This window comes from Streptomyces sp. NPDC048106 (assembly GCF_040706415.1).
GTDB lineage: Bacteria > Actinomycetota > Actinomycetes > Streptomycetales > Streptomycetaceae > Streptomyces.
Window position 1 is genome coordinate 47578 of sequence record NZ_JBEZND010000016.1, and the last position, 24762, is coordinate 72339.

The 24762-nt window shown below is 71.8% G+C and carries 21 protein-coding genes and 3 pseudogenes; 14 read left to right on the plus strand and 10 right to left on the minus strand.

What is annotated here, in order from left to right:
• Positions 1–126 precede the first annotated feature (126 nt).
• The 4 genes from AB0927_RS18320 to AB0927_RS18335 all read left to right on the plus strand — a co-directional run bounded on the left by AB0927_RS18320 (position 127) and on the right by AB0927_RS18335 (position 4136).
• Positions 127–1281 (plus strand): LLM class flavin-dependent oxidoreductase, encoded by a 1155-nt coding sequence (locus tag AB0927_RS18320; RefSeq protein WP_366668639.1) that lies wholly within the window; start codon positions 127–129, stop codon positions 1279–1281.
• A complete protein-coding gene (locus tag AB0927_RS18325) occupies positions 1278–1877 on the plus strand; it encodes an FMN reductase (protein WP_366668640.1) in 600 nt (199 codons plus the stop codon). The genes AB0927_RS18320 and AB0927_RS18325 overlap by 4 nt, the downstream gene beginning before the upstream one ends.
• 117 nt (positions 1878–1994) lie before the next feature.
• Positions 1995–2723: a response regulator transcription factor gene (locus AB0927_RS18330; protein WP_366668641.1), complete on the plus strand. Its 729-nt coding sequence runs from the start codon at positions 1995–1997 to the stop codon at positions 2721–2723.
• Positions 2724–4136, plus strand: a complete 1413-nt coding sequence (locus AB0927_RS18335; protein ID WP_366668642.1) for a HAMP domain-containing sensor histidine kinase — start codon at positions 2724–2726, stop codon at positions 4134–4136.
• Positions 4137–4177: 41 nt separating this feature from the next.
• On the opposite strand, the gene AB0927_RS18340 is transcribed toward AB0927_RS18335, so the two are convergent.
• Positions 4178–4348 (minus strand): hypothetical protein, encoded by a 171-nt coding sequence (locus AB0927_RS18340; RefSeq protein WP_366668643.1) that lies wholly within the window; start codon positions 4346–4348, stop codon positions 4178–4180.
• 192 nt (positions 4349–4540) lie between these two features.
• Here AB0927_RS18340 and AB0927_RS18345 point away from each other — a divergent pair, with 192 nt between their 5' ends.
• On the plus strand, positions 4541–8992 hold the full coding sequence (locus AB0927_RS18345; RefSeq protein WP_366668644.1) for a hypothetical protein: 4452 nt from the start codon (positions 4541–4543) through the stop codon (positions 8990–8992).
• Here AB0927_RS18345 and AB0927_RS18350 read toward each other — a convergent pair.
• Together AB0927_RS18350 and AB0927_RS18355 are read right to left on the minus strand one after the other, a co-directional pair.
• Positions 8961–10775, minus strand: a complete 1815-nt coding sequence (locus AB0927_RS18350) for a phosphatidylglycerol lysyltransferase domain-containing protein (RefSeq protein WP_366668645.1) — start codon at positions 10773–10775, stop codon at positions 8961–8963. The genes AB0927_RS18345 and AB0927_RS18350 overlap by 32 nt on opposite strands.
• A gap of 129 nt (positions 10776–10904) precedes the next feature.
• Entirely contained in the window at positions 10905–11180 is a 276-nt protein-coding gene (locus tag AB0927_RS18355; RefSeq protein ID WP_366668646.1) for a hypothetical protein, read from the minus strand.
• Positions 11181–11279: 99 nt separating this feature from the next.
• On the opposite strand from AB0927_RS18355, the pseudogene AB0927_RS18360 reads away from it, so the two are divergent.
• A pseudogene (locus AB0927_RS18360) lies at positions 11280–11429 on the plus strand (M55 family metallopeptidase); the annotation flags it as partial.
• A 113-nt stretch (positions 11430–11542) separates the two neighbouring features.
• A pseudogene (locus AB0927_RS18365) lies at positions 11543–11734 on the plus strand (peptidase M55); the annotation flags it as partial.
• Between the two features lie 10 nt (positions 11735–11744).
• On the opposite strand, the gene AB0927_RS18370 reads toward AB0927_RS18365, so the two are convergent.
• Positions 11745–12359: a TetR/AcrR family transcriptional regulator C-terminal domain-containing protein gene (locus AB0927_RS18370; RefSeq protein ID WP_366668647.1), complete on the minus strand. Its 615-nt coding sequence runs from the start codon at positions 12357–12359 to the stop codon at positions 11745–11747.
• A gap of 68 nt (positions 12360–12427) precedes the next feature.
• Between AB0927_RS18370 and AB0927_RS18375 the strand changes: the two genes are divergently transcribed.
• The gene (locus AB0927_RS18375; RefSeq protein ID WP_366668648.1) at positions 12428–13030 is read left to right on the plus strand and encodes a peroxiredoxin-like family protein; all 603 of its coding nucleotides are present in this window, start codon (positions 12428–12430) and stop codon (positions 13028–13030) included.
• A 58-nt stretch (positions 13031–13088) separates the two neighbouring features.
• On the opposite strand, the gene AB0927_RS18380 is transcribed toward AB0927_RS18375, so the two are convergent.
• A complete protein-coding gene (locus tag AB0927_RS18380; protein ID WP_366668649.1) occupies positions 13089–14486 on the minus strand; it encodes a protein kinase in 1398 nt (465 codons plus the stop codon).
• 1259 nt (positions 14487–15745) lie between these two features.
• Here AB0927_RS18380 and AB0927_RS18385 point away from each other — a divergent pair.
• Both AB0927_RS18385 and AB0927_RS18390 read left to right on the plus strand, forming a co-directional pair.
• Positions 15746–16468, plus strand: a complete 723-nt coding sequence (locus AB0927_RS18385; RefSeq protein WP_366668650.1) for a YeeE/YedE thiosulfate transporter family protein — start codon at positions 15746–15748, stop codon at positions 16466–16468.
• Positions 16468–16884, plus strand: coding sequence for a YeeE/YedE thiosulfate transporter family protein (locus tag AB0927_RS18390; RefSeq protein WP_366668651.1), 417 nt, complete (start codon positions 16468–16470; stop codon positions 16882–16884). Before AB0927_RS18385 ends, AB0927_RS18390 begins: the two co-directional genes overlap by 1 nt.
• 313 nt (positions 16885–17197) lie before the next feature.
• Here the strand turns inward: AB0927_RS18390 and AB0927_RS18395 are convergent, their stop codons facing one another.
• The 4 genes from AB0927_RS18395 to AB0927_RS18410 all read right to left on the minus strand — a co-directional run bounded on the left by AB0927_RS18395 (position 17198) and on the right by AB0927_RS18410 (position 20775).
• Positions 17198–17473 carry a hypothetical protein gene (locus AB0927_RS18395; protein ID WP_366668749.1) on the minus strand — a complete coding sequence of 92 codons (276 nt, stop codon included), beginning with the start codon at positions 17471–17473 and terminating at the stop codon, positions 17198–17200.
• Positions 17474–17727: 254 nt separating this feature from the next.
• A complete protein-coding gene (locus AB0927_RS18400; protein ID WP_366668652.1) occupies positions 17728–18771 on the minus strand; it encodes a serine hydrolase domain-containing protein in 1044 nt (347 codons plus the stop codon).
• A gap of 116 nt (positions 18772–18887) precedes the next feature.
• Positions 18888–19421 (minus strand): NUDIX domain-containing protein, encoded by a 534-nt coding sequence (locus AB0927_RS18405; RefSeq protein WP_366668653.1) that lies wholly within the window; start codon positions 19419–19421, stop codon positions 18888–18890.
• A 1-nt stretch (position 19422) separates the two neighbouring features.
• Positions 19423–20775: a tetratricopeptide repeat protein gene (locus tag AB0927_RS18410; RefSeq protein ID WP_366668654.1), complete on the minus strand. Its 1353-nt coding sequence runs from the start codon at positions 20773–20775 to the stop codon at positions 19423–19425.
• Positions 20776–21001: 226 nt separating this feature from the next.
• Here AB0927_RS18410 and AB0927_RS18415 point away from each other — a divergent pair, with 226 nt between their 5' ends.
• The 4 genes from AB0927_RS18415 to AB0927_RS18430 all read left to right on the plus strand — a co-directional run bounded on the left by AB0927_RS18415 (position 21002) and on the right by AB0927_RS18430 (position 24041).
• A complete protein-coding gene (locus tag AB0927_RS18415) occupies positions 21002–21751 on the plus strand; it encodes a hypothetical protein (protein WP_366668655.1) in 750 nt (249 codons plus the stop codon).
• An 81-nt stretch (positions 21752–21832) separates the two neighbouring features.
• On the plus strand, positions 21833–22744 hold the full coding sequence (locus AB0927_RS18420; RefSeq protein WP_366668656.1) for an aminoglycoside phosphotransferase family protein: 912 nt from the start codon (positions 21833–21835) through the stop codon (positions 22742–22744).
• On the plus strand, positions 22745–23437 hold the full coding sequence (locus AB0927_RS18425) for a class I SAM-dependent methyltransferase (RefSeq protein ID WP_366668657.1): 693 nt from the start codon (positions 22745–22747) through the stop codon (positions 23435–23437).
• A gap of 25 nt (positions 23438–23462) precedes the next feature.
• The gene (locus AB0927_RS18430; protein ID WP_366668658.1) at positions 23463–24041 is read left to right on the plus strand and encodes an HAD domain-containing protein; all 579 of its coding nucleotides are present in this window, start codon (positions 23463–23465) and stop codon (positions 24039–24041) included.
• A 79-nt stretch (positions 24042–24120) separates the two neighbouring features.
• On the opposite strand, the pseudogene AB0927_RS18435 reads toward AB0927_RS18430, so the two are convergent.
• A pseudogene (locus tag AB0927_RS18435) lies at positions 24121–24712 on the minus strand (mobilization protein); the annotation flags it as partial.
• Positions 24713–24762 lie beyond the last annotated feature (50 nt).

Genomic DNA, 24762 nt, shown 5'->3' on the forward strand with positions numbered 1-24762 from the left:
CCGCTCGCCGCGGGGCTCCTTCCGGGGGCCCCTTTTCTCCGCTTTCCCCGCTCCGGAATATCCGGGAGTGGGGGACTGTTGGCCGGGGTGTAGTTGAATGGTCAACAATCTGGAGGGTGAGCGGCCATGCAGTTCGGGATCTTCACGGTCGGCGACGTCACGCCGGACCCCACCACGGGGCGTACGCCGACCGAGCGCGAGCGGATCAAGGCCATGGTCGCCATCGCGCTGAAGGCCGAGGAGGTCGGCCTGGACGTCTTCGCCACCGGTGAGCACCACAACCCGCCGTTCGTGCCGTCGTCCCCGACCACGATGCTCGGTTACATCGCCGCGCGGACCAGGAACCTGGTCCTCTCCACGTCCACCACGCTGATCACCACCAACGACCCGGTGAAGATCGCGGAGGACTTCGCGATGCTCCAGCACCTGGCCGACGGCCGCGTCGACCTGATGATGGGCCGCGGCAACACCGGCCCGGTCTACCCCTGGTTCGGCAAGGACATCCGCCGGGGCATCGACCTCGCCATCGAGAACTACGCCCTGCTGCGCCGGCTGTGGCACGAGGACGTCGTCGACTGGGAGGGCAAGTTCCGCACGCCGCTCCAGGGTTTCACGTCCACCCCGCGGCCGCTGGACGGCGTGGCGCCGTTCGTCTGGCACGGCTCCATCCGCTCGCCGGAGATCGCCGAGCAGGCCGCCTACTACGGCGACGGCTTCTTCCACAACAACATCTTCTGGCCGGCCGAGCACACCAAGCGGATGGTCGAGCTGTACCGGGCGCGGTACGCCCACTACGGGCACGGCACACCCGAGCAGGCGATCGTCGGCCTCGGCGGCCAGGTGTTCATGCGCAGGAACTCGCAGGACGCGGTGCGCGAGTTCCGGCCGTACTTCGACAACGCGCCGGTCTACGGGCACGGGCCCTCGCTGGAGGACTTCACCGAGCAGACCCCGCTCACGGTGGGTTCCCCGCAGCAGGTCATCGAGCGGACCCTGGCGTTCCGCGAGTACGCCGGCGACTACCAGCGCCAGCTCTTCCTGATGGACCATGCCGGGCTGCCGCTGAAGACCGTCCTGGAGCAGCTCGACCTGCTGGGCGAGGAGGTCGTGCCGGTGCTGCGCGAGGAGTTCGCCAAGGGCCGCCCGGCGGGAGTGCCGGACGCGCCGACGCACCAGTCGCTGCTCACCGCGCGGCAGTCGCAGGAGGCGAAGGCCGCTGAGGCTTCGCAGGCATCGCAGGCATCGCAGGCTTCGCAGGAGAAGGAGGAGAGCGCCGCATGAAGCTCGTCGTCGTATCCGCGGGACTGAGTGTCCCGTCGTCCACGCGGCTGCTGGCCGACCGGCTGGCGGCGGCGGTGGACCGCAGGACGCCGGTGGACACCGAGGTGATCGAGCTGCGTGACCTCGCCGTCGAGATCGCGCACAACCTCACCAACGGGTTCCCGGGCAAGGCGCTCGCCGCCGCGCAGGACGCGGTGGCGGGGGCCGACGGGCTGATCGTCGTCACCCCGGTGTTCAGCGCGTCGTACAGCGGCCTGTTCAAGTCCTTCTTCGACGTGCTGGACAAGGACGCGCTGGCCGGCAAGCCGGTGCTGATCGCCGCGACCGGGGGTACCGCGCGGCACTCCCTGGTCCTCGACCACGCCCTGCGTCCCCTCTTCTCCTACCTGCGGGCCGTGATCGTGCCGACCGGCGTCTACGCGGCCTCGGAGGACTGGGGCGCGGAGGGGCTGCCGGACCGGATCGAGAGGGCGGCGCAGGAACTGGCGGCGCTGATGCCGAAGGCCGAGCGGCGCGAGGAGGCGCCGGTGGTGCCCTTCGCCGAGCAACTGGCCGCCCTGCGCGTCGACCGGGCGGACCGGGCCGCGGCTCGGTGAGAAGACGGTAGGCGACCCGAAGCGGTTGCGCGTTCGACGGTGAGAGGGGGGTAAAAAGGGTGATCGTAGGCCCAGGCACCCCGGCCGAACCGCCGGGGGCCTTGGCAGACTGGTTCCGTGCCCCAGACTGTGCTCCTCGCCGAAGACGACCGCGCCATCCGCCACGCCCTCGAACGTGCCCTCACTTTGGAAGGGTACGAGGTGACGGCGGTGGCCGACGGCGTCGAGGCGCTCGCACAGGCCCACAAGACCCCGCCGGACGTCCTCGTGCTCGACGTGATGATGCCGGGCATCGACGGCCTCCAGGTCTGCCGTGTGCTGCGCGCCGAGGGGGACCGCACCCCCATCCTCATGCTCACCGCGCTCGTCGAGACCGCCGACCGCATCGCGGGCCTGGACGCCGGGGCCGACGACTACGTGGTCAAGCCCTTCGACGTCGAGGAGGTCTTCGCCCGGCTGCGCGCCCTGCTGCGCCGTATCAGCCCGGTCCCCGCCGGGCCGGCCGGCGGCGACGGCGGCGGCCGGGGCGAGCCCCAGGCCTCCGACCGGCAGGTCGAGGCCGCCGGCCTGCGCATGGACCTCCAGGCCCGCCGGGCCTGGCGCGGCAGGCGTGAGCTGGAGCTGACCCGCACCGAGTTCGAACTGCTCGAACTGCTGGTGCGCAACGCCGGCATCGTGCTCGACCACTCCACGATCTACGACCGCATCTGGGGCTACGACTTCGGCCCCGGCTCCAAGAACCTCGCCGTCTACGTCGGCTACCTGCGCCGCAAGCTGGACGAGCCCGGCGCCCCCCAGCTCATCCACACGGTGCGGGGCGTGGGTTACGTGCTGCGGGAGGACTGAGTGGGCCGCCTGCGCCGGTTGCCGGCCGGGCGCCGGCCCAAGCTGGTCTCCCTGCGCACCACCTTCGCCGTCTCCTTCGCCGCCGTCACCGCGGCCGTCGCGATCCTCGTCGGCATCGTGTCGTACGGCTCCGCGGCCCGGCTGGTCCGCGTCGACCAGCAGTCGGTGTTCGGCCAGGTCGTGCAGGACGTACGGGACGAGGTACGGCAGCACGCGATGGTGCCGGAGGACTTCTCCTCCTCCCGGCCCGGCCACGACCTGGTCCGGCCCGCCCGTACCGACGTGCAGGTGCTCGGCGCGCGGGGCGAGATCGTCGACCACGGCGACCCGTCGCTCCCCGTCACCTCCCACGACCGGGCGATGGCGCTCGCGCGGTCGGCCGGCAAGACGGTCGAGCACAAGGACGTCCAGGTCGGCGACGACCTCTACCGCATCGCCACCGTCTCGCTCGGCGACGGGCGGGGCGCGGTGCAGGTGGCGCAGGAGTTCAGCGACACCGAGGACCTGCTGCGCACGCTCCAGCAGCGGACGCTGATCCTGATGGCGGCCGTGGTGGTGGCGGCGGGGCTGTTCGGCTGGTGGCTGGCCCGCCGGATCACCCGGCGCCTGGTGGTGCTGACCTCCGCCGCCGAGGACGTCGCCCGCACCCGGCGGCTGGGCATCGAGGTGCCGGTGGCGGGACTCGACGAGGTGGGCCGGCTCGGACGCGCCTTCGACCGGATGCTGGGGCGGCTCGCCCAGTCGGAGGAGGATCAGCGCAGGCTGGTCCAGGACGCGGGGCACGAGCTGCGGACCCCGCTCACCTCACTGCGCACGAACATCTCGCTGCTGCGCCGCATCGACGAGCTGCCCCCGGACACCCGGGACGACCTCGTCGCCGACCTCACCCAGGAGGCCCGCGAACTCACCGACCTGGTCAACGAGTTGGTCGATCTCGCGGCCGGGCAGTCCGACACCGAGCCACCGCAGCGGGTCGATCTCGCCGACATCGCGGAGGACGTGGTGGGGCTGGCATCGCGGCGGACCGGACGGCGGATCGTGCTGCGCGCGAGCGGCGACACGACCACCGACGGGCGGCCCGGGATGCTCCAGCGGGCCATGTCCAACCTGGTCGAGAACGCGGCCAAGTTCGACCGGGCAGGCCAGGCGCCGATCGAGGTCCATGTGCTGGGCCCTGCCCGGCCGGGCACGGTACGGGTGGAGGTGCTGGACCGCGGGCCCGGGATCGCGGAGGGCGACCTGATCCGGATCTTCGACCGCTTCTACCGGGCGGCGGACGCCCGGTCCCTGCCGGGCTCGGGACTCGGCCTGTCCATCGTGCGGGAGGTGGCGATGGCGCACGGGGGCGCGCCGTTCGCCTACCGGCGCGAGGGCGGCGGTTCGGTGATCGGCTTCACGGTGGGCGGCGGTTAGGACCCTTCCTTCGGACCAGGGTGGCTCCGGGCGCCGGTCCCTCACCGCTTCCCCCGCAGCGCCCGCACCACCTCCGCCACGCCCTCCAGGATCGACGCGCGGTCCTTGGAGTCGGTGTCGGTGAGGGCCGAGCGGACGATCAGGACGGCGGCCGCGGCGATGATCAGGAGGGTGACGAGGGCGGAGGCTGCGGCGAGGAGGAGCGGGTCCATCGCGGGGTCCTTTCGGCGCTGGTCGCAAGGGGGTTCGTGGCGATGGCGACGAGGTTGCCCGAGGTCGGCGGCCCCGGAGCGGGCGGATCCGCGCCACCCCGGTCGAAGGCGCAGGTCAGCCGGTAATCTGCGACTTCCCGAGTCGTACGAGTCGTACGATTCGCGGGAGTCGGGGCGGGAGGGGGCGGCGCGATGACGGGACGGAAGCGGTACGAGGACGAGCTGAGGCGGCTGTACCGGGCGGCCGGCTCGCCGGGCTCGAAGAGGCTCGCTTACGAGATCAAGGCGCGGTACCGGCAGGACGTCTCACCCCAGACGCTCGACGACTGGTGCGCGTGCGACCGGCTCCCCCGCCGCACGGAGAAAGCCGCCGCGTTCTGGCGCGCGCTGGCCCACCTGGCGCACGAACAGAACCCGCGGGCCCAGGGTTTCCCCACGGTCGAGGAGTGGACCCTGCTGCTGAAGGAGGCCCGGCGGCGGCGCGACGAGGAGCGGCCCCCGCCCGGCACCACCGGCACCACCGCCGGGCCGGCCGGCACCGGACTGCCGTACCTCTGGCGGCAGTTGGCGGAAGGCTCGGAAGCCTGGACGCTCGTGCGGGCCGACGCCGCCGAACGGGCCGCGGCGCTCCGGGCGCAGACGGCGGACGCCGCGAGCAGGCTCGCGGAACTCTACGACGAGCAACGGGAGTTACTCACCCCGGACCCCTGGTACGACCCCGAACTCGCCCGGCGCACGGTCCGCTGGACCGATCTGCGGCTGGCCGACATCCGGGGCGCCCTTACGACCCCCTCGCTGTCGGCCGCCGAGGCCGCGCTGATCGCCCTGCTCCCCTTCCTGTACCAGGTGCAGCACGCCTGGACCGTCGCCGACCTGTGCGCCGTGGATCCGGCGGACCTGGACGAGCACGCCGAGGGCGGGCCGGAACGCGCGGAGTTCAACGCCGTACTGGCGGGCCACAAACGCCTCGTCAGGGCGGCCAAGCTCGGCACCACCCTGCCCGACCGCGGGGATGGCCGTGCCGAGGTCGGCTGGTGGCTTTTCCACCAGTGGGCCAAGCCGCGGGCCGCGCAGCCGGAGCGCCTCGGGGACGTGCTGGACGCCCTCGGCCGGACGGGGCCCGACCTGGCGACCGTACTCGAACAGCCCTGTCTGCCCTGGCTGTTGTCCTGTGCCCACCTCGGCCCGCGGGAACTGTTCCGCAAGCCCCCGCAGGAGTCGTCGTACCTCGACTTCGGCGGGCACGACGCCCAGCAGGTCCGCGCCCTCCTCGTCGGCCCCCTCTTCGCGATCGGCCACGCCATGGCGATCGAGGTCACCGACCTGCCGTCGGCCGTCGCCGAGCACGTCGGCATCCCCGAACCCCTCGTCCCCGCCCAGCTACTGGCCAGGCTGAACAAGGCGAAGTGGACCCCCGTCGGGGACACCCTCGCGCTGGACGCCCCCTGCGACCACCCCGCCGCCGTCGCCGCGCTGACCGGGCACGCCCGGCACGTGGACGCCCTGCTGCGCGAGGCCCGCCGCACCAAACCCACCGAGGAGATCGGCGCCCTGCCGGTCTACGCGCACGCCGACGGGGTGCGCGAGGTGGACGCGACGGGCCGCCCCCGGCAGGCGGGCGAGGTGATCCGGTTCCGGCTGGACGAGGAGCGGATCCAGGAACTCCTCATGGGCGAGAACCTGTACCGCGACCGCGGCCTCGCCATCCGCGAGCTGTACCAGAACGCGCTGGACGCCTGCCGCTACGGCCGCGCCTACCACCACCGGCTCTACGGCCGCGACACCTTCCAGGGCCGGATCACCTTCCGCCAGGGCTGGGACGAGGACGAACAGCGCCACTACCTCGAATGCCAGGACGAGGGCATCGGCATGGACGAGACCGTGCTGGCCGAGGTGTTCTCCCGGGCAGGCGTGCGTTTCCGCGACCATCCGCGCGCCGCCGACTGGGAGGACGGCGACGGGTTCGCCGTACGGCCGAACAGCCGGTTCGGCATCGGAGTGCTCAGCTACTTCATGCTCGCCGACGAGATCCGGGTCACCACCTGCTCGATGGACACCCGCGAGGGCCCCCAGGAACAGCTGACCGTCCTGATCACCGGTCCGGGCCACTACTTCCGGGTCGGGCGGACGGGGAAGCGGGGCCCCGTCGGCACCAAGGTCCGCCTCTACCTCAGGGACGGCAAGGACGCGCCCTCCTGCGTGCGGGAACTGCGCCGCCTCCTCGGCATCGCGGAGTTCCCGGTCACCGCGGAACGGGACGGCGGACAGGAGAAGGCACCCTGGGAGCCGGGCGTGCTCCGGCTCCGGGAGGCCGCGGTGGGCCGCTCGGACGGGTTCGTCGCCCACGGGTTCACGGTCTCCTGGCCGGACGGCGAGGCGCGCACCGACGGCCAGGTGATCTGGTGCGAGCACGGGGGCGGCCTCCTCGCCGACGGCATCTTCATCGAACCCCGGATCCGGCGGGGCGTGCTGGCCGGGCCGGAGGGCGCCGGACGGCTGCGGGGAGCCGTGGTGAACCTGACGGGCGGGAGCCGGCCACGGGACCTGTCGGTGGACCGGGCGGAGATCCTGGACCCGGACGTGGACGACGTGGTCGAGAAACTCGTCAAGGCCGCGCTGCCGACGCTGCTCGCGGCCGGTCCGCCGCTGCTGACCGGCCAGTGGCTGGCCGAGGTGGCCCGGCGCAGCCCCCGGCTGGCCGACCTGATCACCGAGGCGGCGGGGGAGGCGGGCGTCGCGCTCGACGTGCACGGGCACCCCGCGCCCGTGGCGAGCGCCGGGTTCTTCCCGCCCGACGTCCTGTGGGTGCACGATGCCGATCGCCCGCAGGGCTGGACCGCGCCGGCCCAGATCGTCGGCGCCCGCGCGGACGACGCCACGCTGCTGTGGCGCCTGCTCGCGCATCCCGGCTGCGCCGAACTGACCGCCCTGACCAGCCTCGTGCCGGAGCTGTCCCGGGTCCGGGCGGTGCTGCCCGCGCGGCCGTCGGATGTGCTGCTGCGCTCCACGGACGGCAGGGGCTGGGAGAACCGCAACTGGATCGAGCCCGAGGACGACGACGAGCCCGTACGCCCGGGGCACGTGCTGTCGGCGGCCATGGCCTGCGGGATGTCGTACGAGGAGACACTCGTCCGGATGGAGCGGCTCGGCCTGCCCGTGCCCGGGCGGCCCGTGGGCGAGGTCGTCGCCGACGCCACCACGGTCGCGCTGCTCGACCGCACCCTGCGCGGCGTGGACGCGGACTTCTACGCCAACCGCTGGATGGCGACGGCGGAGCCGGTGGCGCCGGGGCACTTCGTCAAGGCGTACCTGACGTTGAACATCCGTGTGGAGGAGGCGCTCGAACGGATGCGGGCGCTGGGCTTCCGGGTGCCCGCGCGCGGTCTACCGGCCGTGCCGCCGGAGGACTGGGTGGCGCGCCTGCTCAGCGTCCAGCTGAACGGCGACGTCCCGTGGCTGGAGCCCGACCGGCCGGTCACGGCCGGGCAACTGCTGGTGGCGATGCGCGAGCTGGACCGCTCACTGGGCGAGGTGGTGGGGGCGCTCGCCGACTACGGGCTGCGGCCCGAGCCGGGCGCCCTCGACGACCCCGCCGCGCGGGAGCTGCTGCGGCTGAGCGGCGAGTGGGGCTGGAGCACGGCGCTGCTGCGGCTTCTCGACGCCCGGGAGCCCGTGCCCCCGGGCCTCCTCCTCCAGGCGACCCTGCGCTCCGGCGAGTCGCTGCCCGAGATCGCGTGCCGCCTACGGGAGTTGGGACTCTTGGTCGGCAGCCTGCCCGATCACGTCGAGGACGCCGACGCGCTGCTGTTCAACGTCAACGAGCGCGGCGCCTTCGTCCTCGAAGCGGAGCCGCCGCTGTGGCGGCTGGGACAGCGGGCCGCCGCGAGCGGGCACTCGCCGGCGTCCGCGGCCGCCCGGCTGCGCGCCTACGGCCTGCGCCCGCGGTTCGTGACGCTCCCCGACCAACTGCTGCCGGACGACGGGAAGATCCTGTACGAGGTCTACGGGAATCTGCCGAGCGGCGCGGACGACCTGACCGTCTGCACGGTGCCCGCACCGGTGGTCCTCCGGTCGGCCCAGGATCTCCGCCTGTCCCCACGGGCGGTCCTCGACTGCCTGGGGCGCTACGGCGTACGGGTCGCGACGACCACGGCACCGGCCCGTCCGAACATGTACGACGACGACATGGTCCGGCTGAAGCGGCACGGCCGCTACCTCGACTGGGACCGGCCGGTGCCCCTGTTCCACCTCGTCAGCGTCTCCTCCGAGCTGATGCTGGAGCGGGAGGAGGTGGTCCGCCGGCTGACCGAGTCGGGCCTGGAGGTGCCCGCGCGTGAGCTGGAACAGCTGAGCCCGGAGGATCTGCGGCTGTGCGGGGAGGGTTTCGGGCCCAATGACGCGGATCTGCCCCTCGAACTGGACAATCCGATCCCGGACTTCCTGGAGATCGTCCGCGACGCCGGGCTCCCGCTCGCCGAGCTGCTCCCCCGCCTCACCCGCCTGGGCGTCGACCTGCCCCGGGTGGCCGCCGCCGTACGCGCCGCCCTGATCCACGTCCCCGGCCTCGACATGGCCCCCGAGGACGGGCCGCCGGGCGCCGGCGGCCCGGACGTCACGACCGCTCGCCCATCCCCGGCAACGTGAGGAACCCCTCCGCCCGCGCGCTCGCCAGCCCGATCCGCGGGATGTCGCTGGACTTGGCGAAGAGCAGGAACCGCGGCTCCCACACCGGCCGGTACTTCGCGTTCGCGCGGTACAGGGACTCGATCTGCCACCAGCGCGAGAAGAAGGTGAGGGTCGAGCGCCACAGCCGCAGCACCGGGCCCGCGCCGAGGCGGGCGCCGCGTTCGAAGACGGAGCGGAACATGGCGAAGTTCAGGGACACCCGCTGGATGCCCAGTTCCTGGGCGCGCAGCAGGAGTTCGACCACCATGTACTCCATCAGGCCGTTCTCGCAGTCGCGGTCGCGGCGCATCAGGTCCAGGGAGAGGCCGTGCTCGCCCCAGGGCACGAAGCTGAGCAGGGCGCGGGGCCGGCCGTCGCCGTCGCGGCACTCCAGCATCACGCAGCGCCCGTCCCCCGGGTCGCCGAGGCGGCCCAGCGCCATGGAGAAGCCGCGCTCGGTGGCGCCGTCGCGCCAGTGGTCGGCGCGGTCGACGAGGACGGCCATCTCCTCGGCCGGGATGTCCTCGTGGCGGCGGATGCGCACGGTGTAGCCGGCCCGCCCGACCCGCTTGTGGGCCTGGCGGACCACGCGCATCGGGCGCCCTTCGAGGGTGAAGTCGGCGATGTCCACGATGGCCTCGTCACCGAGTTCGAGGGCGTCCAGGCCGTGCCGCGCGTAGACGGTGCCGGCCTCCTCGCTCGCGCCCATGACCGCCGGGATCCAGGCGTGCCGCCGGGCCTCGGCGAGCCAGGCGTCGATGGCGCCGGGCCATGCCTCGGGGTCGCCGATCGGGTCGCCGGAGGCGAGGGAGACGGCGCCGACGACGCGGTAGGTGATCGCGGCCTTGCCACTGGGGGAGAAGACGGCGGCCTTGTCGCGGCGCAGCGCGAAGTAGCCGAGGGAGTCGCGGGCACCGTGCTTGTCGAGCAGGGCGCGCAGCCGCTCCTCGTCGGCGGCGGTGAGCAGCTGCTTGCCGCGCGGGGAGCGGAAGCAGGCGTAGAGGACGAGGCAGAAGGCCGCGGCGAGCAGGGCGTTGACCGTGATGTCGGTCCACCGTGGCGCGTGCACGTGGTCGATGCGGTCGGCGAACACGCCGACGCTGATGCCGCGCAGGTAGGTGTAGGCGATCTCGTCGGTGAGGCCCGCGCCGGGCAGCTTGTTGGTGGCGTGCACCAGCAGGGTGCCGAGCCCGCCGGTGGCCAGCAGACCGCCCGCGCCGACGGCCAGCGCCAGCTTCGGGTTGGCGGGGTCGCCGACCGCGTTGAACTCGCGCCTGCCGATCAGCAGGGCGGCCACGAAGAGGCCGGTCAGGGCGGCGGAGACCCAGTTGAAGACGTGGTCGGCGTACCGGTCCTGGGTGAGCCCGACGGCGTAGACCGCGAAGAGCGGCCCGGCCAGCAGGATGTTGGTCAGCCAGGCGGCGCGCTTGCGGCGCCGCATCACCAGCATCAGGAAGATCGCGAGCGCGGCGGAGACCAGGCCGCCGGTGGCCAGGTACGGCGTGAAGAAGGCGCCGACGTGGTGATGCGGGTGCTCCTGGTTGAAGAGCTTGCTGGTGTTGTGCTCGTGGACCTCCTCGCGGAACGGCAGGGACAGCACCGCGAGGACGTTGAGCACGGCGATCAGCCGCAGGTACCAGACCGTGGCCGCGGCCGCTCCCGCGCGCAGCCGGGGACTGGGCGTGATCGGCGGGAACTCGCGGCGCGGGGTACGCCGGGCGGGGGCCTGCGGGGAGGGGTGGGTCGACTGCGCAGCGGGCATGGTGACTGGTCACCTTGGGGAGGGGGACGGGGCCTACGGGCGCGACCCTACAACTTGTAGGGAAACGTGTGCCGGTCGGCGTACGGGAGAGGAGCGTACCGGGCCCGCCTCTTACCCGGCCCTTTCCGTTTACCCGGCCCTTTCCGCACCGCGCCGGGCGGAGGCCAGCATCCAGGCCAGGTTCCCGGCCGCGGCCCCGGCGGCCACCACGGCGACGATCACCCCGCCGGTGGCCAGGCCGTCGCTGAACAGGTGCGGGCGCCGGTCGAGGCTGTGCAGCCCGAAGCCGCACAGCTCGTACACCCCGACGGCGGCGACGAAGAGGCTGACGACGAGTACGGCGAGGGTCGGCGCGAGGCTGCGCACACAGACCTCACCGCTGGGCGCCGTCTCCGTGTCCTGCATGGATCCCCCGTTGAACGTGGTGGAACAGGTGTGTGAACGGCCTTACGGTGGTGGCCGATGGGGAACCTACAATACGTAGGGTCCCTTGGGGTCGACGCCATGCGTGTGTACATGAGTGCGGACATGGAAGGCGTCACGGGCCTCGTCGACGCCGACGATGTCCAACCGGGCGGCCGGGACCACGAGCGGGGCCGCTCCATGATGGCGGAGGACGTGAACGCGGCGGCGCGCGGCGCGCTGGGGGCCGGTGTGCGGCGCGCTGGGGCCGGTGCGCGGCCCGGGTGCTGCGCGGCAAGCCTCATCGGATGATCAGGCTGGAAGGGTCGCCGGAAGGGTTGCCGGGGAGTACCGGGCTGTAGGCACTGGACGGACGCCCGGTCGGCGAGATCGGCCTCGCCCATGCCACGGCGGCCGCCCCGCCGCCCGACGCCTGCGGCGGCGGAGCGACCCTCACCGTCCGCTGGCAGTCGGCCTCCGTCGCCACGACGCTGCTCGGCCTCCTCGGAGTCACGGCGGCGGACAGCCGCACGGTCCGTGCGACCGGCCGGCTTCCCGTCACGGGGCTCAGTCGTCCAGCCCCCGCAGCAGCACGGTGAGACCGCCGGAGAACTCCCTCTCGGGGTCGACCCGCCGGGCGCTGCGGGCCGTCGCGGCCATGAGGGGGAACTCGTCGGGGGACAGGGCCGAGATCGCGGTCGTGCCCGCGCCGGAGAGGGCGCCGAGGTGCTCCAGTTGCAGGGCCCCGTTGACGTAGGCGATCAGGCTCCGCAGGGCGACGACCCTGCGTTCGCCGTCGAAGCCCGCGCCGGTGAGGACGGCGAGGACCGTCTCCGACCAGCGCAGCAGCGCGCGCGAGTGGTGCCGGTGGGTCATGGTCAGCGGGACGACCGAGGGGTGCGCGCTCAGCGTGTCCCGCATGCGCCGCATCAGGATCTCGATCCGCTCGCGCCAGGGCAGGTCCTCTGGCGGCGCCCCGGTGTCGACCGCCCCGAGCGCGAACTCCACGACGAGCAGTTCGAGTTCGTCGCGGTCGCGGACGTACCGGTAGAGCGCCATCGTGCTCATGCCGAGTTCCTTGGCGACCGCGCGCATGGACAGCCCGGCGAGACCGTCGCGGTCGAGGACGGCGAGCGCGGCGGCGGCCAGTTGGTCGTGGCTCAGGGAGCGGGGTCGTGGCATGGCGCTTGACAGCGTACGGCATACGCCTACCCTCGTAGGTGTACGACGTACGCCTACCAAGGAGGCCGATGTCGATGCCAACTGCCCTGCCCGGCGGGCGACTTGCCCCCGGCGCTTCGATCACCCCGCGCACCCTCACTCCCGTGACGGGCCCGCCGCTCCGGCTCCCCGCCCCCGACCGGCTGACCCACCTCCAGTTCCGGCGCTTCGCGGGCTGCCCCGTGTGCAATCTGCATCTGCGCTCGGTCGTGCGGCGGCACGCGGAACTGGCGGCGGCCGGCATCCAGGAGGTGGTCCTCTTCCACTCGCCCGCCGATGAACTGCGGGAGCATGTCGTCGAGTTGCCGTTCCCCGTCGTGGCCGATCCGGACAAGCGGCTGTACGTCGAGTTCGGTGTGGAGTCGTCGCCGCGTGCCCTGCTGCATCCGCGCGCATGGGGCCCGATCCTGCGGGCGGTGCTGCGCAGCGCGTGGACGATCTCCCGACGCCGGGAACACGCACCGGCAGCCCAGCCGCACGGGGGTCGGCTGGGACTGCCCGCGGACTTCCTGATCGACGCCGAGGGCGGGATCGTCGCCGCGCGTTACGGCGAGCACGCCTATGACCAGTGGTCGGTGGACGAGATCCTGGCGCGGGCGGGCGAGGCACGGCGCCGCTCGGCCACGGGGTAGACGGGGTCTGGCGCGTGCTCTCCCGCTCCCGGGCTCCCTCGCGCCCGGCGCGTCAGCGTCAGTCCTTTTCCTTGCCGCGCTTGTCGGTCTCCTTGGGGCCACCCTGCCCGTCCTCGGAGGCCTGTTCCGCATCCTGCCCGGCGGGCTGTGCCGGGAGCGAGGACGACGTCGACGGCGTGCCCGAGGAGGGGGCGGACGCGGCGGGGCTCGCACTGGTGGACGGCGTGGTCCGCGGCTCCTGGGCCGAGCCGGTGCCGGGCGAGAACCACAGCATGCCCGCCAGCAGCGCCAGGGCGAACAGGCAGGCGCCGCCCAGCACGGCCACCCACCGGGACCGCAGCGGGGACGGCCGCCGCGGGCGGCGGGGCGCGGCCCGGTGCACGCTCGTCTGCCACTCGGTGTCCGCCGCCGGGGCGAAGGCGCCGTCGGAGCGGACCGTGGGAGCGGAGCGGTGGACGGCGGCGGGGTTGGAGCGGGGGTTCGCGGGGGCGGAGCGGTGGCTCGCGGGGGCGGAGCGGTGGCTCGCGGGGGCGGCGGCCCGCGGGCCGGTCGCGTGTCGGCCGGGCGCGTGCTGGCCGGGCGCGTGCGGTCTGGTCGGGCGGCCGTGCTCCCGGTGTTCGCTCGGCAGCGGCAGCGGCTCCGGCGCGCCGCGCCAGGCCCCGCGTCCGAACCAGTCCGCCGCCTCCTCGGCCGTGGGGCGGCCCTCGGGCTCCTTGGCCAGCAGGCCGAGCAGGTAGCTCTCGAAGGCTGGCGGGAGGTCGGGGCGCAGTGGCCGCAGCGGGGCCGGGGTGGCGTCGAGGTGCTGATGGAGCACCGCGAGCGCGCTGTCCGCCTGGAACGGCGGGCGGCCGCTGAGGAGTTGGTAGAGCACGCAGCCCAGGGAGTACACGTCCGACGCCGGCCCCGCGGCGCGGCCCAGGGCCCGCTCGGGTGCCAGGTAGAGGCTGGTGCCGACGATCTGCCCGGTGGCGGTGAGCGCGGCCCCGGGGTCGTCGAGGAAGCGGGCGATGCCGAAGTCGCCGATCTTCAGGGTGCCGTCGGCGCCCAGCAGGAGGTTGGCCGGCTTGATGTCCCGGTGCACGATGCCCTGCCGGTGCGCGGTGGCCAGTCCGACGGCGGCCTGCGCGGCGATGTGGGCCACCCGCTCGACGGGCAGCGGCCCGGATGCGGTGAGCAGCCCGGCGAGGCTGCCACCGTCGACGAGCTCCATCACCAGGAACAGCCGGTCGTCGTGCTCGCCGAAGTCGAGGACGCCGACGACGTTCGGATGGCTGAGACGGCCGGCGGTCTGCGCCTCCAGCCGGAAACGGGAGGAGGCGGTGGGATCGGAGTCGTGGGGGAGCAGGAGCTTCACGGCGACCGGTCTGCCGAGCGTCTCGTCGAAGGCCTGCCAGACCTCCCCCATCGCGCCCCGCCCGATGGTGTCCCGCAGCCTGTATCGGCCCGCTATAAGCACTTGTTCTTCATCCCCATGCCCGAACACGTCTTGATCGCCGCAGCGGCCCAAGCCTACCGGCCCGGCGGGTTGAACCAATGGGCCCGAAAAGGACAGAGTGCGGTTATTTTCTCATGCCGGGCTTTTCGACCACTTTGCGATCCGGGCCCACAAACCGTCTCGCGGCTGACCGGGCGAACCCGCCGAATTCCCGTTTTTCCGCGCATGTCGTGCCGAATTGCCCTGCGGGCAGCCGCACCGCTGGTTCATCGGCACGCCCGTCAGAACTTGTTCCACGTGTCGTCCGCAGCCCTCGTAGGTCAGCTTCCCGCACGACCGGCAGACAGCCCGTTGACACATAATCGCCCTCCATCGTTCTTCGTTCGAGATCCATGATATTCACGTCATCATCACAAGAATTCCAGGGTTCTCACTCTCTTCGCGAGTAGGCGACTTGTATCGACGCGAACCGCTGCTGTGCGGTCGAATTGTGACTCAGGTTGACCCTTCACCGGTCATTGATATCCCGACATAAGGGGCAGGGGCGTCAAATCCGTCGCGCAGACTATCTCACCAAGTGGCGTCAAGGTCTCGATTGGAAAAATACCCGGAAGTTGCCCGCGGCGCCGAAACGGTGATTGCATCGCGCCCGGTCGAGGAATGGAGGCGCAGCGCCTCATCGCCACTGTCCGTCACCGCGTTGCCTTCAGTTCGTCGACCGGGCGCAGTGAGGGTAAGAATCGAGAACGGCAACCGCTCTGCCCTCATGGGGTGGTACGCCGGTCGGAAGGGAGCGACGTGAGTTGCTCGCACGCCGCAGGATGTCCCCTTTTCCCTTTGCTCAGGGCGAGTTTGCAGGGCTGGCGCGAATATTACTGTGACAGCGACGACCGGTGGCACGGCTGTGCGCGCTACCAGATGTCCCTCACCGGCGAGCGCGTGCCGATCAGCCTGCTGCCCAACGGAGCCCGCGCGCGGCACCTCGAAGTCGTGACCGGGGCGGGCCACCCCGACGCCGCAGGTCCGGCGCCGGGCGGGCCATCCGGGCAGCCGCGACCCGGAACCCGGGCCCCGGACGCCGGGGCCCGGTACGGGGCGCCGCCGTCACCGCCACCGGCACCGTCGCCGCCTCGGGCGGCCGACCCTGCCTGGTATCACCAGCCGGCCCCGCCGTCACAGGTTCCCGGGCCCCCGGACGGCCCCGCGCGGCACACGCGGCAAGCACCCGTAAAGAAGCGCGGCCTGTGGAGCCGGTTCGCCGATTGGATGAGAGGACCCGCATGAGTACCTACTGGCCTTGGTGGGCGGGCGCTATCGGGCTCGCTCTGGTCACCATCAACTACACCCTCGTCACCGATCGGTCCTTCGGGGTGTCGTCCGCGTGGGATCGCGTGCTGCACTGGCGCCGCGAACGTCGCCTCGAACAGATGGACGAGGAGTTCGCCGACGACCAGGCCCTCGTCGAGGCGCTCGCGGCAGCCACCGCGGAGCACTTCGGCACCGGCGCGGGTGCGGGTGCGGGCGTGGGCGTGGGCGTGGGTATGGGCGCGGGCGTGAGCGGGGGCGTGGGCACCGCCCCGTTCACCGTGCCGCAGGCTCCGTACCAGGAGCCGCGGCCGCTCGAAACGGACGCCGCACCGGCGCCGAGCGGCGGCTCCGAGGCCACGAGCCTGCGCCCCGTCCCGCTGGTCACCCAGGCCGCCCTGCTGGTGTCGATCTTCATCGGCGGGCTGATCGCCGCGGTCACCTCCGGCCGGTTCCACCTCCGCACCGACATGGGCCCGGGCTTCCGGCACCTGGTCACCGCCGATCCGCTCACCATGGTCGCCTGCCTCTTCGTGGGTGGCGTGCTGGTCGGCTTCGGCACCCGGCTGGCCGGCGGGTGCAGCTCCGGCCACGGACTCAGCGGCTGCGGCCGGCTCCGCCCGGTCAGCATCGTCGCGACCACCGTGTTCTTCGGCACCGCCGTAGTGGTGTCGTTCCTCCTGTGGAAGGTGATCTGATGCGTACCCGGGGCGCGATTCTGCTGGCCAACATCATCACCGGACTGGCACTCGGCTTCACCGTCACCAACATCGGCTTCGGCGACTACGCCGAGCTGAACCGCATGTTCACCTTCCAGGACCTGCGGATGTTCTTCGCCTTCGGCGGCGCCGTGGTGATCATCGTGTGCGCCTTCGCCCTGCTGCGGGTCCGCCGGACCCCGGAGCGCATCCACGCAGGCGTGATCCCCGGCGCCGTGCTCTTCGGCACGGGCTGGGCGATCTCGGGCGGGTGCCCCGCGATCCCGATCATCCAGGTCGCCAGCGGATACCTGCCGGCCCTGATCACCCTCGTCGGCGTCGTCGTCGGCATGCGGCTGTGCCGCTGGATCAACTCCCGCCTCTTCCACCTCGACCGCGGCTCCTGCGGGCTGTAGTAACGGAGGGTCGGCGCGGGCCGGAGCGGTGACGCGGGCCCAGGCGGCAGCCCCGGCCGTCGGTCAGGATGCTTTCAGGTGTCCGGTGGCACGGTGTCAAAGTGCTGTGCGCGACGGTCGGGGATCAGCGTCGTCGGCACGCTGATCAGCGACAACCTCACCGACAACATGGCTGTGCCGCTGGAGACGAGCACGGCGGTCCTCGCCGTCGCGCCAGCGGCAGCCCAGGGGCTTCGGCGAAGAGCGGTGCACGCCCAGGGCAGTGGTCACTCGGCCGCTGGGACTGTGCGCCCGAGTCGGCCGGTGGAGCGCCTTACCTGGCCACCGTGGGTTCCCGGTCGGCTCCGAGATCGAGGCGCATAGCGTCACGAAGTCGAGTGAGCGCAGCCTCGTACTCGGCGCGGCCGCCCGAGTACGCCTCGTCCCCGGCGAGGGTGCCGACCGCGGCGAGGTCCCGCACCTCACGTAGCCGGCGAAAAGCGTCTTCGGAGGCGACGAATACGTTCGACGCGGCCGTGATCGACATCTGGTAGCGCACGCCGTAGCACGGAGCGAAGCTGTCGCGGGCGGAGCGCTCTCGTTCGACCAAGCCCACGGTTTGGTTGCGCGCCAGGCCACGGAAGTCGTTGCGGGCCTGAGAGAGGCACGCGAGCTACTCGCTGTACAGGACACGTCGTGCGCTGATGAGGCGGTCGTCCTGTTCCCGTCGCCAGCGACTGCGGTCGAGTAACACCGCGGAAGCGGTCGCGATCAAGGCGCCGACTACGGCACTGGCCAGTGTTGTCCAAGGCATGGCCAGAGGGTAGGAAGCTGCGCCTCGATGGTGCAGGGCATCGCTTGGAGCTAGCCGAAGACGAGCCGGCGGAAAGCGTTGCGGACATCGGTCAGCGGCCCGCGGTCGCGGGTGTAGTAGAGCTTGTTGGTCAGGAGCACCGCCCAGCGGTCGTTGGTGCGGGAGACCCACATGCCGGTACCGGTGAAGCCGTAGTGGACCCAGACGTTGTTCCCGGCGGTGGTGCCGGGGGCGGGGTGCCAGAACAGGCCACGAGCGGGCTGGAGCTGCCCCGTCTGGATCGTCAGGGAATGGGTGATCCACTCGCCCCCGAAACCAGCCCGGAACTGGGAAGCGGCAGGGGCGAACATGTACCGGAGGAAGGCGGCGACGTCGTCGAGGACGGTGAAGACGCCGGCGATGCCGCAGACGCCGCCCAGGAGGCGGGCCGAGAAATCGTGGGCGACTCCCTTGAGGTGGGTGTCGGTGTCCTGGTCGAGTTCGGTCGGTGCGCAGCGGGCGGCGAGGTCGGCCGGTAGGGGGCCGAAGCAGGTGGAGGTCATGCCCAGGGGGTGCCAGGTGCGGGCGGTGGCCAGTTGGTCCAAGGGCTGGCCGGAGAGGTGTTCGGCAAGGTAGCCCAGGATGAGGGCGGCCCGGTCGGTGTACTCGACGGTTTCTCCGGGTGCCCGGTGGAGTTGTTCGCGGAGGACGCCGCGGCGGATTTCCTCGGGGTTGGTGCCGTAGAGATTCTTCAGCTGCGCCCGCAGCGGGACGCCGGCGGTGTGCGTCAGCAGCTGCCGGGCGGTGACGGAGCCGAGTGGGTCTCCGCTGACCTCCTGCCAGAACGTGCCGAGCGGCTGATCGAGGTCAAGGGTGCCCTCCTCCCACAGGGCCCCGACGGAGGACCATACGGCCAGGATTTTGGTGAGGCTGGCGGCATCGAAGACGGTGTCGGCGCGCATCGGCACCTCCGGTTCGTCGGGGTCGAGGACGCCGGTGGTGCCCTGTGCGAGGGTGCCGGTGGCGTCGCCGATGGCCCACACGGCGCCCGGGTACACCTTGTCGCGGACTCCCTCGTCGAGCAGGGCTTCGATGCGGTCGCGGTCGTACGTCATGGTCTCCCTCTTCACCGACGTGTCTTGTCGGGCGTTCACCGAGGAAACCTGGGAACGCTGAACGCGGTCACTCATCCCACCGTGGGGCGAGACGCTTTCCCAGAAAAGGCGCTCAGTTAGTTCCAGCCGTCCAGCGACACCTGGGGCCCGCCGCTGAGGTAGCGGTGGAGGGCGCTTGCGGTGGTCTCGACGAATTCGTCGGGGATGGCGTTGGCATCGACCCAGCGGACTTGAGCGTGCTTGCGCGGTTCGCGGTTTTCGGGCTCGCCGGACCATTCGTCGGCGACGAAGACGACGGTGAGGAAGCCGTTGGGGGCTTCCACACCCCAGGCGCCGTGGATGATGTGGGCGACCTTGAGCGCTTCTGGCTTGACGGTCAGGCCGGTCTCTTCGTACAGCTCGCGGACGGCCGTCGCGGTGATCGGCTCGCCGGGCTCGCTCTTGCCGACGGGGAGGTCCCACCTGCCCTTGGCGAATTTGGCCTGGTCGCTGCGCTGGAGGAGGACCACGCGGTCGGTGGCCTTGTCGTGGACGATGACGGCGGCGACCAGCAAGGTCATGGATTCCAGGGCGGGCTTGAGCGCCTTGGGCTGGTCATCGGTTGTCGGCTGAGCCACGGGGGTCCCTTCGTCGGCCGGGTTGGTGGGCATGCTAGGCGAGCGCCTCTCGGGCGCGACGGGCGAGTTCGGCGGCGCCGGGTACTTTGCGCCGCTGGTAGACCGCCAGGGTCGAGCGAATGGAGGTGATCGCCTTGCGGGTGCGGTCGGAGGTCATGCTGTCCATCAGCGTGAGAGCCTCTCTCCAAGCGGCGACCGCCTCATCGGCGCGGGCCTGGACAGCGAGGCTGTCGCCGAGGTCGGCGTATGTGAGGGCGTGGACGCGCTTGTACTTCTCAGGATCCCAGCGGACGAGCGCGTCGCGGTGCTGTTGCTCCGTACCGACGTGATCGGCGAGGTCGGTGAGAGTACGGGCCGTGTGGCTGGCGACGGTGCCGGCGGCGGGTCCGCTGACGAGGGAGAAGCTGGGTTGTGGGCCGTCGCCGCGGAGCAGAGCGTCTTCGGCGGCGAGCAGGGCGCGGGCGGCTGCGGGCTTCTCGCCCACAGCGGCGTACGCGCGGGCATGGGTGATGTGGAGCAGCGCCTCGGTCTGGCCGTCGACGCGGCCCAGGCCGCGAGTCAGTGCGCCCTCGACGAGGTCGACGCAGTGGTGGGGCTGCTTGAGGCTGAGGGCCTGGTGGGCGAGGGCGCGCATCATCCAGGCGGCGTGGCCGTGCGGGTCGGCTTCGCAGGCGAGTTGGTAGCCGACCTGGTAATAGCGCTGGGCGGCGCCTTCCTGGCCGAGGTCGTGGTGCTTCCAGCCTGCGAGGTAGGCGAGTTCTGCGACCGCTCCGAAGGCTGCCTGGCGTAAGGCTTCGTTCGGGAACCGTCCTCGCAGCATGGGCGCCGCGGTGTCGGCGAGATACGCGGTGACGGTGGTGAGCCCATGGCCGCCACCGAGACGCTCGTCGGCGGCACTGAAAGCTGCAGTGATCTGGCGTACGACGTCCACGTCCTCCGCACCGACCAGGGAGCTGCCGGTGCGGGCTCGAAGCATGCGCCCTGTGGCTTCGTGGTCATACGCAAGGGGCATGGCGACGCCGGCCGCGGTAAAGGCGGCTACGGCCAAAAAGCGCCGGCGTTCGACGTCGGCACGGCCCAGGTCGGTTGCGGCGAGGACGGGATCAGCCTGTTCGGTCGGCGCCTCGCCTCCGCGGAGACCAATCTCCGTCTCAGTGACCGTGCGGCCTGCTCTCCGGGACAGCGCCTCGGCGAGGTACCGGGTGGTACGGCCGGTCGGCTGTCGGGTGCCGTTCACCCAATGGGAGACAGCCGACTTGTTGGTCTGGAGGGTCTCGCCGTTCTCGGCAGCGATGCGTCGAATGTCCTTCGCCAGAGCCTCGTAGGTGCAGCCCGTCGCCTCGATGGTCTCGCGCAGGCGGGAGTTGGGTTCTCTCTGCGCTGCCACGATCGCCTCCGCTCCAGGGCTGTAAACCGCGTATACCGCCTCGACAGCCTCTCACCGTACCCACTGTGCGTGACGGCGTGTTCACTCAATATCAGCCGCCCGGCCCCGGTCCGACACCGTTACCAGGCTCCCCCTTCCGGTCGGGCGGCTCCCCGAAGTTCCTTACACCTTCTCCGAGTTCAGGCATGCCCGTGCCCGAACCCGGCCGATCAGAGACGGAGACACGGTGACCACCATCGACACCACGGCCATCACGGTCGAACTGCCGCAGGCGTTCGACGATCGCTGGAGCCGCCTGCCGGGCATCCAGGTCGACGGCCGGCGCATCACGATCGACCCGGCCGAGTACTTCTTCCGCTTCGAGTCGAACACCTGGCTCGTCGCTGACTGGAAGCTGGTCAAGTCCCAGCTCCTGGACGTGGAGGAGACCACCGAAAGCGCTGTCGAGCAGCTCGCGCTGGACTTCATCAAGGTCCACGGCGAGTCCACCTCGGACGCGGCCCGCGTGCCGTCCACCGCGTACGAGGTGTACGCGTACCTGTTCCGGGACGAACACCTCGACAGGCTCGGCCTGCCGCAGATCACCGCCGACCACCTGCGGATGCTGCGTGAGGCGGCCACGCTCGTGGCACTCAACAAGGTCGAGCTGGACGGGCACATCTCCAACGTCGGCCCGTGCTGGTTCTTCCCCGCCGCCACCTCGGTCGTCTTCGACCTGGACGACGAGATGGGCGGGATGCTGGACGAGGTCTACCACGGCGGCTGGTTCAACGAGCACCGCCGCGTCGAGTCCATCAAGGCCCACGCCGCCCTCGGCGGACGCCTGGTGCACGGCTGCCAGTCCGTGCCGGACCAGTCCGGCGGCGTCGTCGCGCCCTACGGGGCCTCGATGGCCAACTTCCGTGACGACCTGGCCGCCTTCAAGGCCGGCTGGATCGAGCAGGTCTACGCCCACCGCGTGACCCCCGCCGCGTAACACCCAGCAGCAAGGCTCCGGGGCAGGCAGGCAGGCACGCTCGCCCGCCCCGGATGCCGCCACCACCGTGATGGAGTCCTCGTGAACGAGAACCTGACCACCGATCTCCTCGCCAACCTGTGCATCGTCGCGAACCAGACCACCGCTAAGCGCGAGGAGGTGAGGGTGTGGTCGATGTCCGGCGTCGAACGCGTGACCTTCCCCGACGGCAGCACGCGGATCTTCAAGTACGCCAAGAGGCCCTTCGACGGCGAGGACCAGGCCCTACGACTCGCCCACACCCTTGGCATCCCCGCCCCGAAGGTCTACCACTCGGTCCGGATCGAGGGCTGGCTCGGCATGCTCCTGGAAGACCTCGGCACTCCTACCCGGGAAGCGGACGACCTCGACGGCGCCGCTGCGGCCGTGGTCCTCCACCGCACCCGCACTGCCGGCGCGCTGCCCGTACTGCACGAGGAAGGGCTGCGGGCCCTGCCCAGCCGCGCCCTGGACCACCTCGACCAGCTCCGCAAGGCCGACCGCTGGCCGGACACCGGCGACATCGAGCACGCCCTCGACCAGATCGCCCAGGCCGCCGACACCCGCGCACGAGGAACCACCGTCGCCCCGTTCGGCTGGGTGCACTCCGAGTTCCACCCCACCAGCCTCCACATCGGTCGGCGCGGCTGGCGCCTGCTGGACTTCGCCCGCGCCTTCACCGGACCGGGCCTGCTCGACCTCGCCAGCTGGCACGGCACCCTCGACGACCCCGACCCCGTACGCCTGCGCGTCTTCCTGGAGTCCTACGTCACCGAGGGCGGTGCTCCCGACGCCCTCGCCGAGCGCGGTGGCCTGCCCGCCGAGAAGTGGGCGCTGGGCTGGCACCGCATGTGGGCCGTCGAGTGGTTCATGGAGCAGTCCATCCGCTGGATCAACGACCCCGCCACCGACCCCACCTACATCAAGGTCGTACGCCGACACCTCACCGATGCCCTCCAGCTCCTGGAGGTGTAAGTGCTCGCCCAAGCCTCCCCCTGGTACGCCCACGCCCTCCAGCGCTCGGCCGCGGGTCCGGCCGAGCCGCTGGCCCCACCGCCGCGGATGGAGTGGACCACACGGCCGGGCGTTGGGCCCGGAGCCGAAATCCTCGGCTCCGACCTGCGCCGCAAGCGCGTGGTGGAACTCGGTTGCGGTCCCGGCCACAACGCCGCCTACCTCGCCACCCGGCACGCGGCCCACGTCACGGGCGTCGACCTGGTCGGCCTGCAAGTCCGTCGCGCCCGCTCACACTACGGACGGCTGAACAACCTCACCTTCGTCGCCGGCCACGCCCTGCACTACCTGCACGCCTCCGACGAGCAGTTCGACGCGATCTACTTCGTATTCGGAGCTATCGGCCTCGTCGCCCCCGAACTCCTGCTCCCCGCCATCACCCACCGCCTCAAGCCCGGCTGCACCCTGGCCTTCTCTGCCCCCCACCCCCAGCGTGGCGGCCGACCGCCCTCCGCAGACGACCGCCCCCGCCGCGACCACGTCACGCTGCCCGACCGCACCCGCCTGCCCGTCCCGCGTTGGGACTTCGACGCTGCCCGCTGGGAGAAGCACCTCGGCCGCGCGGGCCTGTGGCTCGCCTCGGCCCAGGAGTTCCACGACCCCCGACAGGGCCGCTGGCCCACCACCCTGCTGATCACCGCGCGCAAGCTCTGACCCTCGGCTCCCCGTGGAGGAATCGATGCGCCCGCCCTACCTGCTCCTCGACATCGACGGCGTCCTCATACCCTTCCCCGACGCGGACGGCGCCACCCCGGCCTCCCACGTTCGCCACGACGTCGTCCCCACCGGCCGCAGCGCAGACGACTCGGTCACCATCTGGCTCAACCCCGACCACGGCCCCATGCTCATGGACGTGATCCGTACGGGCCTGATCACACCGGTCTGGTGCACGAGCTGGAGGCAGGACGCCACCACGCTGATCGGCCCGCTCCTCGACCTCCCGCCCCTGCCGCACGTCGACCTGCCACGCCCCGATATCACCACCAGCCATCCCAATGGCTATCTGTGGAAACGCGACCACGTCGACGCCTGGCTGGGCGACGAGCCCGCTGTGTGGATCGACGACGACTTCACCGGCCTCGACCACGAATGGTCAGCGGAGCGTGTCGCCCGCGGCCTGCCAACTCTCCTCATCCAGCCCAATCCCCGAGTAGGTATCGAGCCACAGCACCTGGCCGAGATCTCGGCATGGGCCACGGACGTTTCGGCGCTCCGCGCAAGCGTGTCCTCGCCTCCGCGTGGGGCTGAAGCCGCATAGGTAGAGGTAGAGGCGGCTGCCGCGAATCCCCCGCCGACTGGTGTCGCCACGCTTGGCTCGTACGGGTGGCCGCCGTCCCTCATAGCGGTCGTCGTCGCAGCGCGCGACGTGCCGGTCGCGCTGTCGCGCTCGTGCGGGCTTGGGCGGTTCGTGCTCGGATGCTGGGTACCTGCCGGGCAGCGAGGTGTTGGATGCGCCAGGTGAGGGTCCTGGCGGTGGAGCGGGCGTCGTCCAGGGTGCGCTGCCATGCGGCGTGCTGGAGGAGCTGGTCGGGGTCGTGGCCGGCGGCCAGTGCCGGCCAGGCAGGGTCGTCGAGGAACTGCTGGGCGTGGTCGAGCATGATCACGAGGATGCGCTGGGCGTGTCGTTCCATGGTGCGGGCCGGTGGCTTGCGCTGAGCCAGGGCGGCCAGAGGCTCGACAGCGGCCTGTTGGCAGGCGGCCTGCAGGTGGGCCAGGACTTGGTGGGCGGCGGCGACCTGTTGATCGTGCTGGCGGACTTGGTGCCAGCGAGCTGCAGCGATGACGACGAGGACGGCGATGCCGAGGAACATGGCCAGCCCGGAGCCGTCGCCCGTGACCGGTGCGCAGCGCGCGGACGGCGCCCCGCAGGGCGCGTGCATGGTCCTGATGGGCGCGGACCCCAGGCTCTTGACGCGCTCGCGAAACTCGGCAAATGCGCCCCGCTTGAATGGCAGCGGGACACGGGGCTGACCTGGGCC

What these genes read in the sequence shown, in the direction of transcription:
- AB0927_RS18355 (WP_366668646.1), bottom strand. Translation starts at nt 11,180, where the DNA reads ATGCAGGACACGGAGACGGCGCCCAGCGGTGAGGTCTGTGTGCGCAGC.
- AB0927_RS18340 (WP_366668643.1), bottom strand. Translation starts at nt 4,348, where the DNA reads ATGGACCCGCTCCTCCTCGCCGCAGCCTCCGCCCTCGTCACCCTCCTG.
- AB0927_RS18350 (WP_366668645.1), bottom strand. Translation starts at nt 10,775, where the DNA reads ATGCCCGCTGCGCAGTCGACCCACCCCTCCCCGCAGGCCCCCGCCCGG.
- AB0927_RS18345 (WP_366668644.1), top strand. Translation starts at nt 4,541, where the DNA reads ATGACGGGACGGAAGCGGTACGAGGACGAGCTGAGGCGGCTGTACCGG.
- AB0927_RS18430 (WP_366668658.1), top strand. Translation starts at nt 23,463, where the DNA reads ATGCGCCCGCCCTACCTGCTCCTCGACATCGACGGCGTCCTCATACCC.
- AB0927_RS18390 (WP_366668651.1), top strand. Translation starts at nt 16,468, where the DNA reads ATGCGTACCCGGGGCGCGATTCTGCTGGCCAACATCATCACCGGACTG.
- AB0927_RS18405 (WP_366668653.1), bottom strand. Translation starts at nt 19,421, where the DNA reads ATGCCCACCAACCCGGCCGACGAAGGGACCCCCGTGGCTCAGCCGACA.
- AB0927_RS18375 (WP_366668648.1), top strand. Translation starts at nt 12,428, where the DNA reads ATGTCGATGCCAACTGCCCTGCCCGGCGGGCGACTTGCCCCCGGCGCT.
- AB0927_RS18370 (WP_366668647.1), bottom strand. Translation starts at nt 12,359, where the DNA reads ATGCCACGACCCCGCTCCCTGAGCCACGACCAACTGGCCGCCGCCGCG.
- AB0927_RS18325 (WP_366668640.1), top strand. Translation starts at nt 1,278, where the DNA reads ATGAAGCTCGTCGTCGTATCCGCGGGACTGAGTGTCCCGTCGTCCACG.
- AB0927_RS18400 (WP_366668652.1), bottom strand. Translation starts at nt 18,771, where the DNA reads ATGACGTACGACCGCGACCGCATCGAAGCCCTGCTCGACGAGGGAGTC.
- AB0927_RS18320 (WP_366668639.1), top strand. Translation starts at nt 127, where the DNA reads ATGCAGTTCGGGATCTTCACGGTCGGCGACGTCACGCCGGACCCCACC.
- AB0927_RS18385 (WP_366668650.1), top strand. Translation starts at nt 15,746, where the DNA reads ATGAGTACCTACTGGCCTTGGTGGGCGGGCGCTATCGGGCTCGCTCTG.